The organism is Phytopseudomonas straminea (genome assembly GCF_900112645.1).
Lineage (GTDB): Bacteria > Pseudomonadota > Gammaproteobacteria > Pseudomonadales > Pseudomonadaceae > Aquipseudomonas > Aquipseudomonas straminea.
In genome coordinates, this window is sequence record NZ_FOMO01000002.1 from 1 (window position 1) to 16,837 (window position 16,837).

The 16,837-nt window shown below is 48.3% G+C and carries 16 protein-coding genes; all 16 read right to left on the minus strand.

The features are described from left to right. Positions 1 to 131 precede the first annotated feature (131 nt). Positions 132 to 1,085 (minus strand): NAD-dependent epimerase/dehydratase family protein, encoded by a 954-nt coding sequence (locus BM279_RS04140; RefSeq protein WP_093501261.1) that lies wholly within the window; start codon positions 1,083 to 1,085, stop codon positions 132 to 134. Next, positions 1,078 to 2,010: a glycosyltransferase gene (locus BM279_RS04145; RefSeq protein ID WP_341864798.1), complete on the minus strand. Its 933-nt coding sequence runs from the start codon at positions 2,008 to 2,010 to the stop codon at positions 1,078 to 1,080. Before BM279_RS04145 ends, BM279_RS04140 begins: the two co-directional genes overlap by 8 nt. After that, positions 2,007 to 2,798 (minus strand): glycosyltransferase family 2 protein, encoded by a 792-nt coding sequence (locus BM279_RS04150; RefSeq protein WP_093501263.1) that lies wholly within the window; start codon positions 2,796 to 2,798, stop codon positions 2,007 to 2,009. Before BM279_RS04150 ends, BM279_RS04145 begins: the two co-directional genes overlap by 4 nt. 72 nt (positions 2,799 to 2,870) lie before the next feature. Next, positions 2,871 to 3,614, minus strand: coding sequence for a glycosyltransferase (locus tag BM279_RS04155; RefSeq protein ID WP_167363097.1), 744 nt, complete (start codon positions 3,612 to 3,614; stop codon positions 2,871 to 2,873). Beyond that, the gene (fcl, locus tag BM279_RS04160) at positions 3,607 to 4,572 is read right to left on the minus strand and encodes a GDP-L-fucose synthase (protein WP_093501267.1); all 966 of its coding nucleotides are present in this window, start codon (positions 4,570 to 4,572) and stop codon (positions 3,607 to 3,609) included. The genes BM279_RS04155 and fcl overlap by 8 nt, the downstream gene beginning before the upstream one ends. A gap of 2 nt (positions 4,573 to 4,574) precedes the next feature. Then, positions 4,575 to 5,699 (minus strand): GDP-mannose 4,6-dehydratase, encoded by a 1,125-nt coding sequence (gene gmd / locus BM279_RS04165; RefSeq protein WP_093501269.1) that lies wholly within the window; start codon positions 5,697 to 5,699, stop codon positions 4,575 to 4,577. A gap of 201 nt (positions 5,700 to 5,900) precedes the next feature. Then, positions 5,901 to 6,992 (minus strand): DegT/DnrJ/EryC1/StrS family aminotransferase, encoded by a 1,092-nt coding sequence (locus BM279_RS04170; protein ID WP_093501272.1) that lies wholly within the window; start codon positions 6,990 to 6,992, stop codon positions 5,901 to 5,903. Next, a complete protein-coding gene (locus BM279_RS23735) occupies positions 6,989 to 7,351 on the minus strand; it encodes a sugar 3,4-ketoisomerase (RefSeq protein ID WP_093501276.1) in 363 nt (120 codons plus the stop codon). Before BM279_RS23735 ends, BM279_RS04170 begins: the two co-directional genes overlap by 4 nt. Then, positions 7,351 to 8,358, minus strand: a complete 1,008-nt coding sequence (locus tag BM279_RS04180) for a hypothetical protein (RefSeq protein WP_208604522.1) — start codon at positions 8,356 to 8,358, stop codon at positions 7,351 to 7,353. Before BM279_RS04180 ends, BM279_RS23735 begins: the two co-directional genes overlap by 1 nt. Before the next feature lie 208 nt (positions 8,359 to 8,566). Beyond that, positions 8,567 to 9,385, minus strand: coding sequence for a methyltransferase, TIGR04325 family (locus tag BM279_RS04185; protein ID WP_093501278.1), 819 nt, complete (start codon positions 9,383 to 9,385; stop codon positions 8,567 to 8,569). Between the two features lie 3 nt (positions 9,386 to 9,388). Further along, positions 9,389 to 10,291 carry a glycosyltransferase family 2 protein gene (locus tag BM279_RS04190; protein ID WP_208604523.1) on the minus strand — a complete coding sequence of 301 codons (903 nt, stop codon included), beginning with the start codon at positions 10,289 to 10,291 and terminating at the stop codon, positions 9,389 to 9,391. A gap of 218 nt (positions 10,292 to 10,509) precedes the next feature. After that, positions 10,510 to 11,289, minus strand: a complete 780-nt coding sequence (locus tag BM279_RS04195) for an FkbM family methyltransferase (protein ID WP_208604524.1) — start codon at positions 11,287 to 11,289, stop codon at positions 10,510 to 10,512. Continuing rightward, the gene (locus BM279_RS04200; protein ID WP_093501284.1) at positions 11,229 to 12,566 is read right to left on the minus strand and encodes a flippase; all 1,338 of its coding nucleotides are present in this window, start codon (positions 12,564 to 12,566) and stop codon (positions 11,229 to 11,231) included. Before BM279_RS04200 ends, BM279_RS04195 begins: the two co-directional genes overlap by 61 nt. Before the next feature lie 3 nt (positions 12,567 to 12,569). Next, positions 12,570 to 13,739 (minus strand): nucleotide sugar dehydrogenase, encoded by a 1,170-nt coding sequence (locus tag BM279_RS04205; protein ID WP_093501286.1) that lies wholly within the window; start codon positions 13,737 to 13,739, stop codon positions 12,570 to 12,572. Next, on the minus strand, positions 13,736 to 15,184 hold the full coding sequence (locus BM279_RS04210; RefSeq protein WP_093501289.1) for a mannose-1-phosphate guanylyltransferase/mannose-6-phosphate isomerase: 1,449 nt from the start codon (positions 15,182 to 15,184) through the stop codon (positions 13,736 to 13,738). Before BM279_RS04210 ends, BM279_RS04205 begins: the two co-directional genes overlap by 4 nt. A 129-nt stretch (positions 15,185 to 15,313) precedes the next feature. After that, the gene (locus BM279_RS04215) at positions 15,314 to 16,831 is read right to left on the minus strand and encodes an MBL fold metallo-hydrolase RNA specificity domain-containing protein (RefSeq protein ID WP_093501291.1); all 1,518 of its coding nucleotides are present in this window, start codon (positions 16,829 to 16,831) and stop codon (positions 15,314 to 15,316) included. Positions 16,832 to 16,837: the final 6 nt, after the last annotated feature.

A 16,837-nucleotide genomic window follows, 5' to 3' on the forward strand; every position in this document is an offset into this window, starting at 1 on the left:
AGGCTGCATCGGGGAGTTCGTAGCGCTTTGCCATGCGGGCCTCCAGCCAATCATGGCGGCAATTCTACCCGCACCGACTTTTCGTACAGAACCTAAAACACGAATCACAAAACCAAACCTCTAAAAGCCAATCAACCCAAGGGCGAGAAACAACGCCTCAGCCCCTCTTCAACCGTGAAAGGCGGTTGCCAATCCAGTGTCTCGCACGTATGCGAAATGTCTACCTGCAGCGAGCCGAGCAGACGCTGACCCATTGCCTTACGCCCCAACAAGGTCGCCCCAAGCTGCAGAGCGGCTGCAGGCACGGGAATCAACCGCGCCGGCTTTTCCATGGCCTCACCTACTAAACGCAGGAGCTCGCTAGTAGAAAGAGCACGACCGTCACCCGCCAGAAAAACATTGTTGGCAGCAGAGGGATGGTCAACGCAGCGAACGATCAGATCGACGAGGTTATCGATACCTACCAGCGAACGACGATTGTGGACTGCCCCGAGCGGCAGCGGAATCCCTTGACCAATCCAGCGAACCAGACTGCTAAAGTTACCCGGAGCATTAGGGCCATAGACCAAAGGTGGCCGGATGCTCACCACCTCCATGCCGGTTTCCTGCTGCACACGCCAAAGCCCTTGCTCAGCCTCCCACTTGGATTGGGCATAGGGCTCTACCGGTTGCGCTGGGTCCTGCGCAGTATACGGCCGAATATTGGCATTGCCGTTAACGCCGATTGAACTGATGAAAACGAACCGCTTCACGCCGGCCGCGGCCGCTTGGCGGGCAAGCGCCAAAGTCCCATCAACATTGACCCTACGCAGCCATGCCAGCTGCTCGGCTGTGTGAACCTTGCGTATATGAGCTACCGCTGCAGTATGCACAACGGCGTGGGTCCCTTGCAGAGGCACAGACCAGTTGGTAGTGCCATCTATCGAACCAACAGACACGACATCGACATCCGGCGCGAATGGCTTCCCTCGAGTACGGACGGACGCGACCACCATCCAATGGGGCTCGGTAACCAGACGAGCAATAAGCGCCGAGCCAATAAAACCCGCAGCACCGGTGACCAGAAGCCTAGCGCATTCAGCCATTATCGGGCCCTCTCAGCATGAGCAGCCAACAAATCAGCACAAAGAACATCTTGTCACGCACTCGGCGCCTACAGTGCCAGGCACGGAGTGACAAACCGAACAGTCCAGGGCGGAATGAAGTGTCCAGACGAAATATCAATGGCAGTTCCCTTGCTTGAAGAATGCTAGCCTGCAAGCGAACCTGGGACAGCCACCAGCCACTGTAGATCTGCCTGAGCCTTGATCGTAGCGCTTTAATACCAGTATTGGCGCCAAATTGATTGTACGCGTGCTGCCGATATAGCATCGACGGCTCTGGATCGATATACCAGCTATAGCCTTTGCTACGGGCGAACGCATAGCAAAACCAATCATGCAACGCGACTTCCTCTATACGCTCTCGATGAGCAAGTACGCATTGTTTTATCGCCTCTGCCAATCGAGCCGTCATCACGTAAGTACAGCCGGGCCCAGCAGCCTCAAAGTAGTAGTCCCACTTCATCTGTGGCTGAGACTTATTTACTAGAATGCGACGCCCATCGGGCCAGAAGGCGGTAACATTCGTTGAATATCCGTCACAGCTTCGAGACTGGAGGTGGTAATGAGCACGTTGGAGCTTGTTTGGCAGCCAGATGTCATCCTGGTCGGCGAATGCGATGTAGTCGAATGATTCAAAATTGACGTCACGAATTAGTCGGAAAAAGTTCTTTGCCGCCCCCCCAAATACCTCCCCGTATCTCAACGGCACGATCCTTGAGTCATTATCTGCAACGCTACATACCCATTCATATGTACCATCGTCCGACCTGTCGATGCTTACATATAACGTGACATCCACACCGTCCTGACTAAGGATCGACTTGAGCTGCTCCGACAGCCATTGCATGCCATTGTATGCCGCAAGCAAAACCGCTACCCGCTGCAATGGCTGATCAATAGAACTCACGAGGAAACCTTTCTGAGGAAAACCCAAAACGACCTGATCGGAAACTTGATCATTTCACATGAGAAGGCGAGAAAATAATTGAACAGCGGCATTTTGCGTTCTTTGCGCAACCCTCTCAAGACGTCGATATACCCCTCATGCATCAGACGAACCGATGCAGTTAATCCTGACTCTCCTATAGCGGGCTTGAAACCTCCTGCCAACTCGCGATTTAGTGATATGTGATTTCCATTGCGCAGGTTCTCATACCAGCATAAGTAGTCTTCCATTCGCCGATAACGGGTATCGAATGGAACGAACCCCTCCTTTCGCACCATGACTGTCGGTGTAAAAATTGGGTTTCCATAAATGAAACGATATTTACTAATAAGACTGCTGGATAGGGGCGCCTCACTCGAAAAAGGTCGCACCTGCAGGTCTGCAATATAGCCGTGAGATGTAAGACAGACCGGGTTTTGCTGCATGAATCCATATTGGATCCGCACCTTATCGGGGTGCCAAACATCATCCGAATCGAGAAAGGCTATATAAGATGAAGAAGCGCTGGCCACCCCCACATTGCGCGCATTGGCAGGCCCACAATTGGCATCCAGCAAAATTAAAACAATTTCTAATGAAGATCTATAACTATCTACCAAATGCACCAACGCTTCAGAATCACTGCTGGCATCATCGACAATGATCAACTCGCGAACCGGCATACTCTGCGCAATGATACTTTCAATACTGCGACCGACGGTGGTCAGCGCGTTAAAAAAAGGAATAACAACTGAAACGTCAGCGCGCACACATACTCCCTAACTCACCACAAGTAAACTGTCACGATCAACACACGACGAAAGACTCGCACTCCGCATAAATCACTGCCTACGAATGAGTCGAGGGGTATTCTTCAGTAACCGCAGCATAAATAATAAAATTTGTGCCGGTCGCCACTCAAATTGCATTTGAATGCGAAAAAACTCGGTCAACGCACCTAACAGGTCATTAGAGCTGACTCCGTCATCACCAAATTTGCCTGCGTAAAACTCGGCTACATACACGCTCGCGCCATGCTTTACTGCTCGCAATATGAAAAGCTGATCTGCGGCAATAGGATAAGCCCGAGAGTAAAAACCTACGCCGGGTCGCTCATGAAGCAACTTTTTATATATCGACCCGACTGCGTGAGCCGTGACGAAAGCCATCTGCCCTCTCAACCAGGACTGGCCACCTGGGCCGCCCCTTGAGGCAGCACCAATCGATACAGCAGCAGTAATAATATCGGCATTGCTTTCGGCAGCCCAAAACTTATAACTCGCGATCGCATCGGGAGCTAGAATATCATCTGCACCAATTACCAAATAGTAATCACCCGAGCAAAGCTTCACTGCTTTATTTAACGCATCATAAATACCAAAATCAGGTTCTGACCGATAAACCAAGCGTACATCCGTGACCTGCTCAAGCAGTTCGACTGTACCATCTGTCGACATCGCGTCCATTACTACCCACTCAAAATCCGAATCAGTTTGAGCACGCAGCGAGGCCAACAGCTGCGGCAATACTTCGGCGGCATTATAAGTAGCAGTAACGACACTAAGTGTGGGCTTTAAGTCAGGCATGGCGAGCCTCCGAGAAAGCCTCGTAGGCATATCTTAAGCCTGAATCCAAGGTAACCTCCGGCTTCCAGCCTAACGCTGTCAGCTTTGCACTGCTCATGAGCTTGCGAGGTACCCCGTCAGGTTTGCTCACGTCGAAGAACAAATCTCCACAATATCCAACAGTCTGAGCGACTAGCTTAGCAACCTCGAAAATACTGTAATCCCTACCGCTCCCTACGTTTATATGCGAGCACATTGGAGTTACGACCGCTTTCCAATGATCCGGAGAGAGATTCATGACATGCACGCTGGCTGCAGCCATATCATCAACATAAAGAAACTCCCGGCGGGGTGCTCCACTGCCCCATACCATGACCTCGGCGTCGCCCTTCAACTTAGCGTCATGGAAACGGCGAATAAGTGCAGGAAGCACATGGCTGTTTTCCGGGTGATAGTTATCACCCGGACCGTACAGATTGGTCGGCATTACGCTTCGATAGTCGCGACCATACTGACGATTATAACTTTCACACAACTTGACACCTGCAATTTTGGCAATTGCGTAAGGTTCATTTGTCGACTCCAGCGGACCAGTCAATAAGGCCTGCTCCGCCATCGGTTGTTCGGCATACTTGGGGTATATGCAGGATGATCCCAAGAACAGCAGCTTCTGCACACCATTGATATGCGCAGACTGAATGACATTCGCCTCAATCATCAGATTTTCATAGATGAAATCAGCTGGATAGGTGTTATTGGCGTGTATACCGCCGACACGAGCAGCTGCCAGGTAGACTTGATCGATGCGGTTAGCACAAAAGAAACGCTGTACCGCTGCCTGATCGAGCAAATTCAGCTCTTCGCGGGAAGCAGTCAAAACACGCTGGTAGCCTAACGCCTTCAGGCGACGCACAATCGCAGAGCCGACCATGCCGCGATGGCCAGCAACGAAGATTACTTGGTTGAGATCCCGCACCACACTCAGTTCTCCACAGACACGGGCACATCATGGCCGTGTTGCTTGAGCAAGGCGTGACGTTGAGCAACCTTCAAATCCTCGTGCACCATCTCGGCACACATCTCCTGCACGGTGATTTCGGGTACCCAGCCTAGCTTCTGCTTGGCTTTGGCAGGATCACCCAATAAGGTTTCTACCTCCGCTGGACGGAAATACCGGGGATCAATACGCACTACCACGTCACCCACGCTGAGGGCGGGCGCCTTATTACCCTCGACAGCCTCGATCAAGGCAATCTCATCAACCCCTTGCCCCTCGAAACGCAGCGTGATGCCGAGCTCTGCAGCAGACCACATGATGAACTGCCGCACGGAATACTGAACACCGGTTGCAATCACAAAATCTTCCGGTTGTTCCTGCTGCAGCATCATCCACTGCATACGGACGTAATCCTTCGCATGCCCCCAATCACGTAACGCATCCATGTTTCCCATGTAAAGGCACTTCTCCAGCCCCTGGGCAATATTCGCCAGGCCTCGGGTGATCTTACGCGTCACGAAGGTCTCACCGCGACGTGGAGACTCATGATTGAAAAGGATACCGTTACAAGCATACATACCGTATGCCTCGCGATAATTCACGGTAATCCAGTAAGCATATAGCTTGGCTACGGCATAAGGAGAGCGGGGATAAAACGGTGTCGTCTCCTTTTGAGGCGTTTCTTGAACCAGCCCATACAACTCAGAGGTAGAAGCTTGGTAAAAGCGAGTTTTTTTCTCCAGTCCTAAGAGACGGATTGCCTCCAAAATGCGCAAGGTACCCATGGCATCTACATCGGCGGTGTACTCCGGAGACTCGAAGCTGACGGCTACGTGAGATTGCGCACCCAGATTGTAGACCTCGTCCGGCTGAACCTCTTGCAGAATACGGGTGATGTTGGACGAATCGGTCAAGTCACCATAATGTAAAACGAAGTTTTGATGTTCGACATGGGGATCTTGATAGATATGGTCAACCCGCTGGGTATTGAAAGAGGAAGCACGGCGTTTGATACCGTGGACCTGGTAACCTTTTTCCAACAGAAGCTCAGCAAGGTATGAACCATCTTGCCCGGTAACTCCACTTATCAGCGCTTTTTTTCGATTCACTTGATAGCCTTTGAGGGCAGAAATATTGATTACAGCCTGATAATATAAGGCAACTAAATTAGGAAAAAACCAGTTTCACCCACTGTGACTTCCAAAGCTGAGAGACCGGGCATTTTATGCACTCACATTTCATCAAACATATATATCAAGCGGTAGATCGCCCACTTCAGCCTGCATTTGCGTTATGAGGAAATCTTAACATCAGGAAGAAGCAAAACGATTAGCAATGTCACACACCTGATTCACCTCGTCAAAGCTATGAAAATATGATACAGGTAGACTTAAAGTAGTATCATGAATAAGTTCAGATATTGGGTATTCCCCATTCAAGACTGCCCGCATGGCATTTTGGCGGTGCGGAGCAACTGGGTAATGTATTTCCGCACCAACCCCGTTGGCATGAAGAAAAGCCTTGAGTTCATCACGGCGCGGATGCCGTATGTTGAAAATATGAAAAACATCAGAAAACCCATCCCTGACACAAGGCTTTATGAACTCATCGGAAAGCCTTGAAAGGTATATCTCAGCAAGAGCTTTCTTGTGCTTATTAATATCATTCAACCGCTTAAGTTTTACACGAAGAAAGGATGCTTGAATTTCATCTAGGCGAGAATTCAAACCAACCACATCATTATAATATTTACGTGCCGACCCATAATTTCTGAGGACCCTAACCTTCTGGTCAAGCTCTTCACTATTACAAACAATAGCACCCGCGTCACCTAAAGCCCCTAAATTCTTAGTGGGATAAAAGCTGAAACAACCAAAATCACCAAAACTTCCCGTTAGGCGCCCTTTATAAGTAGCTCCGTGAGACTGAGCACAATCTTCAAGCAGTCGTAAGCCATGCTTTTCGCATAAAGATAAGATTGGATCCATCTCACAGGCCTTACCATAAAGATGAACAACCAAAATTGCTTTCGTTTTTTTTGTAATATGAGCTTCGATTTTCGAAGGATCTATATTGTAAGTTACCAACTCAGGCTCCACCAAGACCGGACGCAATCCAGCCTGCAGAACGGCCAAGATGGTAGCAATGTAAGTATTTGCAGGGACTATAACCTCTGAGTCCGGAGGTAGATCCAGTGCTTTCAAGGCAATAACCATTGCATCAAGACCGCTGGCGACACCGGAACAAAATTGAACCCCTAAAAAGCTTGCAAACTCAGCTTCGAATGATCGCACCTGCTCTCCAAGTACATACCAGCCGCTTTCCAAAGTTAAATTAAAAGCCTTCTTGAAATCCTCAAAAAAGGGAGCATTCAAACGTGCCAAATCTTCATATACAATCATGGGTATTTTTCATCAATATAGTCGGATTTATCGTAACGCTCCGATGCAAAGACGAGTAGCGTCGCGGCCTTTGTAAACGAGTGCATGGTATGCCAATCTTCGGGCTCCAAGACCAAGCAATCGGTGGGTGTCGCTAGCTTATAAGTCAGCTCAGAACGCCCATTGTTAACATATATATCGCATGTGCCTGATACACAAACCAATGCTTGCCGGGTACGCTTGTGACGATGCCCTCCACGTGCGCCAACTACGTCATAAACAAAATAGACTCGCCGCACTTCGAACGGCAAAGCATCCTCGACAACTGAAAGCGAGCCTCGAGCATCGGAATATGTTGGTAGCGATATTAGACTAGCCATTACAAACTCAATATTTTATTAAGAGAGTGAAAATTCATGTGCCCAACCAGTTTTCGCTTCAAAAGTCTTAAGCCCCATACAAGGCTCGGGTGAAATGGCGTAACGCTGTTAATCCGCCCTGCCCCCCTCACATCATTAGAGATAGCGCTTTCAATTTCCAGCAAATGCTTCAGATAAGGCTTATATATCAAACGTTTCACTTTAGCCGTCATTTCATAGCAGCCCAACTCTACATATTTATCCCCCATAAACTTGAATCCATGGAAGTGATAAAATATGAGTAAAACTTGTTGCTGCGTTGCCCGCTTACAGGCCACGATCTTTTGCTCTGGAGTCATAAGGAAATCATATTGCTGGACATTCCACGGAGCAACACCGCCGCCCACATGCTCCAAAGAATGCACTCCGGAAAAACGATGCAACCAGTCATCAAGATATTTCTGATCCCCGAAACGACCGTCTTCACAGCGAGCAAAACACCACTCCAGACAAGCGTCCACCCACCAATTAAGAACGTGCAATCCCAACGAGTCATTGCGAAAGGTCATGAACTGGACACAGTAAATGCCGCTAATAGCCGACTGATCATATCGAGGCGAATACCGATGCTCTGTAATCAAAACTGACTTATCACCCATCTCATTGATCAGCACGCCAGGGTCAGAGTAAAAATAGAGATCTGCATCTAAATATGTACAGCGCTCGATAGAAAATTTTTCCAAGGAATATTTTAAAACTTGAGGCGTACAAGTCCAGCAGTATTCAGCTCTGCTCCTGCCAGGCTTAACCGCCAGCAATGACGGGTTTTCCAATTCTGACAACGAGATAACAGTCACATACTCAAAACTTTGCGAGACCAAATAATTATAACTATCATCATCGAATGAAAAAATATACAAATGAAAACTAGAACAGTATTTTTTTAACGACTCATACATCGCCAACCCGCGCGACAAATAATGGGAGTCAAAGAGCGTACAAAAATTATGCACCGCATAACCTCCCACCCACAATCATTAGAACATGGAGTTCCCCAATACTTAGAAGACAGCTCATCAATTTTACCTCTAATAAAAGCTAGTAGTCAGCTACAAAGCATCTCAATAGACCCGCAATCAAAATATTTTATTCATTGGAATACATCGCCCAACATAGCCTCCCGCAAACACTGCAAAACAAATCAACGCGGAATTAATAACGCCCCCACCGAAACCATTACGAATTCTTTTTTATTAAAAAACCCTTAAAGGTATAGCTCGCATCTTGCCAATCAATATTAGAGCTAAACTCTTCTACAATCGTATAACCATGACTATGCAATCTTTCACAAAATAAGCTCTCGTCTAATAGCCACACAGGATAACTAGCAACATATATAGAGGGATCGACAATTTGAATTTTTAAAATATCATACCCTGCTCGACCAAATGGCGTCCGATCTAGAATCACAAAAGGAAAGCCATAGCTAAGTATCTCGTCTAACAATTGATATGGATTGGGCAAATACTGAAGAACACCAGACAAAAAAACTACATTTATTGCTTTTTGCTCAGCGCACTGAGCCAGAGTAGAGAAAAACTGCAACCCGTTACCAGCAATCTCTTTCGCACCATAACTTACAAAATGAGGTTGTTCTACGACTGACCACTCAACAGAGAGGTTTTCAAGGAATCGCCTATTTTGGAAAAAAGCACTTCCAAGGCTGCCACCAAAGTCGAGCACACTTAACCGACCTTTATTCTGGGCTGCCACGTTCATGAGACATGCCAAGCTAGGCCAAGAATATTGAGGCGAATCAAAGAGAACTGAATCACGCTCACAGAAATATTTCTCATCCTTTACTAACTGAGCTGATTTTTTAACTCGGTCAAATATATGAACAGAAGAATACCCTTCACATTGACTTTCGGCCTCCTGCCAAGAACTATAATTACCATAAAAACCGTATTTTTTATGAAAAAGCGCCCTGTATACTGAAATAAAAATAGGAGGCAATAGCAGTTTAATTAACCGTCGCACAGTTTCACCCTTCAAAGATCACCTTAAAAATCTAAATAGAAACCGCTTCAATCTCTTAAGAAAAGAGCCTCTCAAACCATTCAAGAATTCCTCAAACGCTCTGCGCCCCTCGTAGGAGTCCTCTACCTTGACACTGCCGACAACGATAGGCTGAGAGCTTAGCGACACATCAAAGCTATTTTCTTGCTCACAATGAGTCCCACTCCCATCATTACCTATATTTAGAACGAGGCTTTTACCAGGATACAAAGTTAACTTATCCGCAAGAAAAGCCGATGCATACCAACGGATAGCCCAAGAATTATTACGCCCTTCGATCTGGTCAAGCAGCATCTGTGTATAAGGATAAGCACCATTGAAATCGAATTTCTTTTGCAACCCTCTCTGCTTTATCTTTTCCAGCAAATAGTTTCCGTCACAATTAAAAAACTCCCAACCACGACGCCAAGTAGCCCATCCCCAACAATCTGCCCCTAACAGAAAAAAAGTCTCTGGCAACAGCAATTTCACTGGAAAAATATAACCATGCACGCTAATGATACGACTATCATCTTTATAAAAATCGAGCGCATCGTTCATATATTTTAAGAAAAATGGAGACGTAACCATATCATCTTCTAGGACTATGAGACTCTCATGATCCTCCAGAACTTCTGTAACCCCCTCAATAATATTCTTAGCCAAGCCAAAATTATGTTCCCTAGCACGCAACGTAACGCTCTTAAAACCAATTAAGGATTCAAAAAAAAACCGAACTTCAGCAACTTTTTCAACATCAGCATGAGAGCGAGCCCCGTCCGAATACACAATTAGATCAGTATCCGGCGACAGTTCGTTTGACAGCAAAGCACTTATTGTTTTCTCAACGTGATCTCTTCGCGCATAAACAAAAATCACGACCGGAGCAAGTCTATTTTGCACTATTAAAACCCACATATAAATTCATAAGCACTCGCCGGCTTATAAAAACAAACACCATCCCGAAATCCATTGAACTCTCACTATGAGCAAGTTGCACGAAACACTGAAATGGAGCGACAAGAAAAGCCAAAAAACAGTACAGCTAGACCTAAATAACGAAAACTAGAATTTCGAAAGCACCGCGCATACCACGCCTTAATCCCAGTTAATTGGCGCAACTACTCATGCCTCTTTCCCTGCGCATCTTTGAAGAAAACCGTATTAACGCACTTTGCAAAAACTTTATACCCCTTGCTTCTCATTAAAAGAACAACCTTATCTCGATCTATTTCCGTGAAATCGCTCTCCAATAACTCTGCTAATACATAGACTGGCCTGAATCGCTCCCAGTCATTCGATGACAAAACGTCTAAATCCAAGCCCTCTACATCGACAGACATAAAGTCTATTAGCTGTCCCTCACTACAGTTAGCTTCAAGTATTTGACAAAGCGTTAAAACCTTTACTTTCTCAGTGCGGATTATTTTATAACTACTATCTTCCACATTACGCGCACTGGATAACTCAGAAGAAAATCCATTTAAGGCAGGCTCGTTGAATATATAATAATCCAGCTCGCATTCACTTAGCCCTACCCCAGCTTCTATATTGATATCTCTAGAGCGAAACTTCTGAAAGCTCCTCATGGATCCAGGCATAGCGTCAATGTTAATCCCACACCACCCTTTTTTATAAAAAAGATAAGTATTGGAGAAACGCATTGGATGATGAGCACCAACATCAATATAAAAACCCGACGTCTTCCCTTCAAATATCCGCTCTAATATTCGATCTTCACCCTCTTGCGACCAAGACTTGCCGAACCACGGATCCCATTGAAAAACACTCAATATTTGCCTGACAGATTTTTTTAACAGCACAATGAGCCACTTCAATTTCAAGACCTCAACGACAGCAACAGAGTAAAGGGAAGCAGCAGCGACTTGATTTTCATCCAAAAAATAAATCTAGTTTCCCGGTTAATCAAATCAGAAAACAGAGCTACTATAGCAAATGAAATAACAGTTGCCATGGCTGCTCCATTAACCGAAAACGCCGGTATAAGAAGTAGATTTAAAAGAACATTAGCCAGTGCCCCGAGCACAGCCCTTTGCATACTTAGGATTTGCAGCCCCTCTGCGACAAGCCATTGACCACTAATGACACCAAGCGAAACAAAAACTGATGCCCAAATATGTGTCGCAAGCACGCCGCTCGCAGGAGCATAAGCCTCTCCAAACAACGTTACGACAATCCATGTAGAGCTAAACATCATAAATATTGCGACTACAAGAGACAGCCAAACCATTGCACCAAACAACAATTGTAAACGCTGCATGTAGCGAGCTCTATTTGTTTCCCTCAGCAGTAACATCCCCGGAAACAAGCTAGCACACACCGTAAGCGGTAAAAAATACCAGACTTCGCTCACGCGAACTGCAGCCGAAAAAATCCCTACAGCCTCTTCACCGAGCATCTGCCCCAACATTATCTGATCAATCTTCATATAAACCATAATACTCATTGCAGACAACAATAACGGCCAGCTGTCTCGCAGCAAGCCCAGAATTCGCCGCCTACCCGAACGCAAACTACTTAACGCTATACCTTTACTATGTAGAGCTATTAGCATTAACAGTGAAACCACTATAGCTTCGAAGAAAACTGACAATGCAAAGGCCAATAGGGGAGCTTTTGAAAAAATTAGAAAGAGCCTGACCATGGCAAAAATAAGAAAAGTACCATTCTGTACCCAAACAATATATTTAGATTGCACCTGGGCCTCAAACCAATATACCGCAACGTCAGAACCCTTAAGAACCACACCTACACCGACTATGGCAACAATCAACTTTATAAAGTCATCTCCCGGGCGCAGCCACGCTATAAGCACCAACATTAAGCCATATGATACAACTCCTCCTACCAGTTGTATCAACAATGCCGAGCCCATTATAGCAGGCGAGCTTGGTGGGCTTGTAACTAAGTCGCGGACCACTATACTTGCAAGTCCGAGTCCAGCAATAGCGCTGAAGATCCCTGCGAATGCAGTTGCGAAACTAAACAGCCCAAATTGCTCGGGCCCGAGGTATCGAGCCACCCAGACGCTAACTATCAACCCCACCCCCAGCCTCAGTATCTTGTCGAACGTCAACCAAGCGATGTTATCTATAACTCGAAGCGTATTGGGTCGATGTATCAAGCGTTGACGAATAAAAGTGGGCAAGATATTCATAAGTCACGCATCAATCCCAAAAATGTCGCGCGTGTAAACTTTTTCGGCAACATCTGCAAGTGCGTCATTAAATCTGTTTGCGACGATAATATCTGCTTCCTGCTTAAAAGTGCTCAGATCATTCACAACTCGTGATTGATAAAATTCACGCAACTCGATGCCAGGTTCAAAGACAATGGTTTCGACACCCTGCTTCTGCAAGAGATTCATTACATCTTGAATAGCAGATGCTCGAAAATTTTCGCTCCCTTCCTTCATGGCTAACTTATAAATACCTACCGTCTTGGGGTTACGGCGCAAGATATCTTTTGCGATAAAATTTTTGCGCGTTCTATTCGCCTCAACTATCGCACAAATGAGGCTCTGCGGAACATCCCGGTAATCAGCCAAAAGTTGCTTAGCATCTTTTGGCAGGCAATATCCTCCATATCCAAAACTCGGATTATTGTAATGACTGCCAATACGCGGATCCAAGCAGACACTCTCAATAATTTGACCAGCGTCTAGACCATTAGTAACAGCGTAGGTATCGAGCTCGTTAAAAAAAGCCACCCGCATCGCCAAGTATGTATTAGCAAATAGCTTTATAGCTTCTGCTTCCTTGCAAGCAGTATAAAGCACCGGAATATTCTGCTTAACTGCTCCCTGCCGCAGAAGACCCGCAAACATCTCGCCTCTGGCCGACCGCTCGCCCACAACAATCCGACTAGGATAAAGATTATCATACAGTGCTTTTCCTTCCCTAAGAAACTCGGGACAGAAAACTATATTGTTTGTACGAAATTGATCACGTACTCGCTCAGTATATCCCACTGGAACGGTTGATCTAATAATCATTAAAGCACTAGGACTAATATCCAGAACTTCTCGGATCACGGTTTCAATTGACCGAGTGTCAAAGTAATTTGTCCCAGGATCGTAATCGGTTGGCGTCGCGATGATGACGAAGTCAGCACCTTCATAGGCTTCGTTCTTATTAAGCGTCGCTCGGAAGTTGAGTGATTTGTTATCCAGAAACTCCTGAATCTCCGGGTCTTGGATGGGCGCTTGGCGGCGGTTCAGTAGATCAACCTTTTCAGGGACAAGATCCACAGCCACGACTTCGTTGTGCTGCGCCAGCAGAACGGCATTGGCCAGGCCGACGTAACCAAGGCCAGCGATGGCGATTTTCAATGGTTTCTCCCGTACTGGTCTTCAAAACGCACGATATCGTCTTCGCCCAAGTAACTGCCGGATTGCACTTCGATGATTTCCAATGGAATATTGCCCGGATTAGAGAGGCGATGAACTTTGCCCAGAGGGATATAGGTGCTCTGATTTTCGCTCAATAAAAGCGTTTCACTACCCCGGGTTATTTCGGCAGTACCGTGTACGACTATCCAATGCTCGGCTCGATGATGATGCTTCTGCAGGCTAAGGCTCGCTTTAGGGTTGACCTGTATCCGCTTGACCTTGAAGCGCCCGCCTTCATCAATAATGTCGTACCAGCCCCAAGGGCGTTGAACCTTGCGATGCAGGGCATGCTCTTCGCGTGACTGTTGGTTGAGCAGGCTCACAATATGCTTAACGTCCTGGCACCGGCTTCTATCAGCAACCAGAACTGCGTCTGCCGTCTCAACCACCACGAGGTTTTCAACGCCGGCTAACGCTACAAGGCGGCTACTGGCATGTACCAAAGAATTACGGCTCTCGGTTATCAGTACATCACCTTGGAGTGCATTGCCAGCGTCATCCTTAGCCAAAACGTTCCATACAGCATCCCAAGCGCCCAAGTCACTCCATCCCGCATTCAAAGGCAGCATCTTGATGGGCCAGGCACTGCCAGGGCACTTCTCCATGACGGCGTAATCGACCGACTCACCAGTAATGGCCATAAATGCCTCTTTCCCAGGCCGAACAAAGGCGCCATCGATACGCTTGCTCTCCCAGCTATTCACACTCGCCTTAAGGATGTCGGGGCGGAAACTCTCCAAAGCTGCCAGCCAGACCGAGGCCTTGAGTACGAATAAACCAGCGTTCCAGTAATAGCCGCCTTCATCCAGATAAGCTTGCGCAGCTTTCTCATCGGGCTTTTCAATAAAACGTTCGACGGCAGCAATTGCTTGGTTGCTGCTGGCTACTTTGATATAGCCGTAACCTGTTTCCGGCCGGTCAGGGGTGATGCCAAGGATGACGATGCTGCCCTCGATCGCGGCTTCAACCGCCTGATCCATCACCACGCGGAAGCCATCGCCATCGATGATGGCTTGATCCGCCGGCGTCACAACAAGTACAGGATCGCTTCCCGAATCGCGCGCAGCCAAGGCGGCGAGTGTCAATGCAGGTGCAGTATTGCGCCCTACCGGCTCTAGCAGAAATGTAGCGTTCTCGACCCCAAGTTCTCTGAGCTGTTCTTGCGCAAGAAAGCGGTGCTCGTCATTGCACACGATGTAAGGCGATGATCGCGCGCCACTATCCTCACCGTTAGCCATGAGTCGTTTGACGGACTGCTGGAACAAACTGTCCGTGCCTACCAGACACAGGAACTGCTTTGGAAAGCCTGAACGTGACAAAGGCCACAAACGTGTGCCTGAGCCGCCACATAGCACGACTGGTTGAATGGGGTTAGCTGACAGCATCGAACGTCGAACCTGTGCAATGGGTGTTTATATAGAGGCGTTGGCAAACCGATCTTCCGGCTCACCACGCTCTAGATGCGATAGAAGCCGCACTTCTGCGGCTTCTGTATAGAGGAGATAGCAAGGGGATTAGCTCACTGCTTCTTCGTCATTGGTAATTCCAGGCAATATGACGTCCCCCTCCCGCGCTTGGCTAAGATAGCGCTCCCTTAATGCATTAGCCAAAGCACATTTTGCCGACTTGTCACCGTGCACCAACCGAATCTCTCCCGGCCACTGCTCCATCGCAGTGACAAAACCGACCAACCCCGCCTGATCCGCATGCGCCGAATACCCACCAATGCTGTGTACTGCTGCCCGAATTTCATAGCGTTGCCCGTCAAATTCCACATAACCGTTGCGCGGGCCGAAGCGCTGGATGGCATGGCCTGGGGTGCCTCTGGCCTGATAGCCGACAAACAGCACATCGTGCCGCGGGTCGCCCAGCATGGCCTTTAGATAATTGACGATGCGACCGCTGGAGCACATGCCGTTGCCGGCAATGACGATGACGGGCCGGGCGCTGCTGACCAGGTGGTTGAGGATTTTCTGGTGGTCGGCATGGCTGTCGATGGTGATTAGTTGGTCGAATGCCAAGGGCGTTCTGCCAGACTGTACGCGGGCCTGGGCTTCGTCGTTCCAATGGTCTTTGAGTTCACGGTAGGCCTGGGTGAAGCGGCTGGCCAGGGGTGAGTCGAGGATGATGGGTAGGCTTGGCCAGTCGGTTCCTGCAGGGGCACTGGGTGTTGTTTGAAGATTTTCGCGGGCGTGGCCCGCTCCCACAGGGGGTTCTGGAGCGGCGGCGGTGTCCAGCTTTTTGCTGTGGATGATGTCTTCGAGCTCGTAGAGTAGCTCCTGGGTGCGGCCGACGCTGAAGGCGGGTATCAGCACGGTGCCGTTGTTGGCCAGGGCGTGTTCGATGACCTGTTCCAGGCGCTGGCGGCGGGTGCTGCGGTCTTCGTGCAGGCGGTCGCCGTAGGTGCTTTCCAGTACCAGAATGTCGGCACGCTTCGGTGGCACGCAGGGCTTGAGGATCGGTGCGCCTAGTGCGCCAAGGTCGCCGGAGAAGACTACCCGCTTGCTGGTTTGGCCAGGGCCGTACTGCAAATCGACCTCTATATAAGCCGAGCCGAGCATATGAGCAGCTCGCTGCAGACGCACTTTGGCCTCCAGGCCTTCATCGTTCTGCAGGGTGAACCAGTGATCGTAGGGCAGCGCGATGATGCGCTCTTGCACCTGCTTGAGGTAACGCTCGACCTGTTTCTGGTCGCGGCTGAAGGTGAGCTTGAAAGCATCTTCCAGCACGATGGGCAGCAGTTTGGACGAAGGCTCGCTGCACAGTATCGGGCCATTGAAACCAGCGGCCAGTAGATAGGGAATGCGCCCTACATGGTCGGCATGCACGTGAGTGACGATCAAGGCGCGAATGCCGTCGAGCGAAAACTCGATGATTTGGTGATCAGCCCGCGCGCCGAGTGGCGATGCATCAGCACCCTGGAACAGACCGCAATCGATGAGGACGCTGCTGTGCTGCGCCATATGCAACTGGTGGCAGGAGCCGGTTACACCGTCTTGGGCGCCGTGATGGGTGATGTGCGGGTATTCCATCAGTTA

Excerpts from the sequence above, each read along its gene's own strand:
- BM279_RS04215 (WP_093501291.1), bottom strand. The coding sequence starts at position 16,831 with ATGGAATACCCGCACATCACCCATCACGGCGCCCAAGACGGTGTAACC.
- BM279_RS04140 (WP_093501261.1), bottom strand. The coding sequence starts at position 1,085 with ATGGCTGAATGCGCTAGGCTTCTGGTCACCGGTGCTGCGGGTTTTATT.
- BM279_RS04170 (WP_093501272.1), bottom strand. The coding sequence starts at position 6,992 with ATGATTGTATATGAAGATTTGGCACGTTTGAATGCTCCCTTTTTTGAG.
- BM279_RS04155 (WP_167363097.1), bottom strand. The coding sequence starts at position 3,614 with ATGCCTGACTTAAAGCCCACACTTAGTGTCGTTACTGCTACTTATAAT.
- BM279_RS23735 (WP_093501276.1), bottom strand. The coding sequence starts at position 7,351 with ATGGCTAGTCTAATATCGCTACCAACATATTCCGATGCTCGAGGCTCG.
- BM279_RS04200 (WP_093501284.1), bottom strand. The coding sequence starts at position 12,566 with ATGAATATCTTGCCCACTTTTATTCGTCAACGCTTGATACATCGACCC.
- BM279_RS04210 (WP_093501289.1), bottom strand. The coding sequence starts at position 15,184 with ATGCTGTCAGCTAACCCCATTCAACCAGTCGTGCTATGTGGCGGCTCA.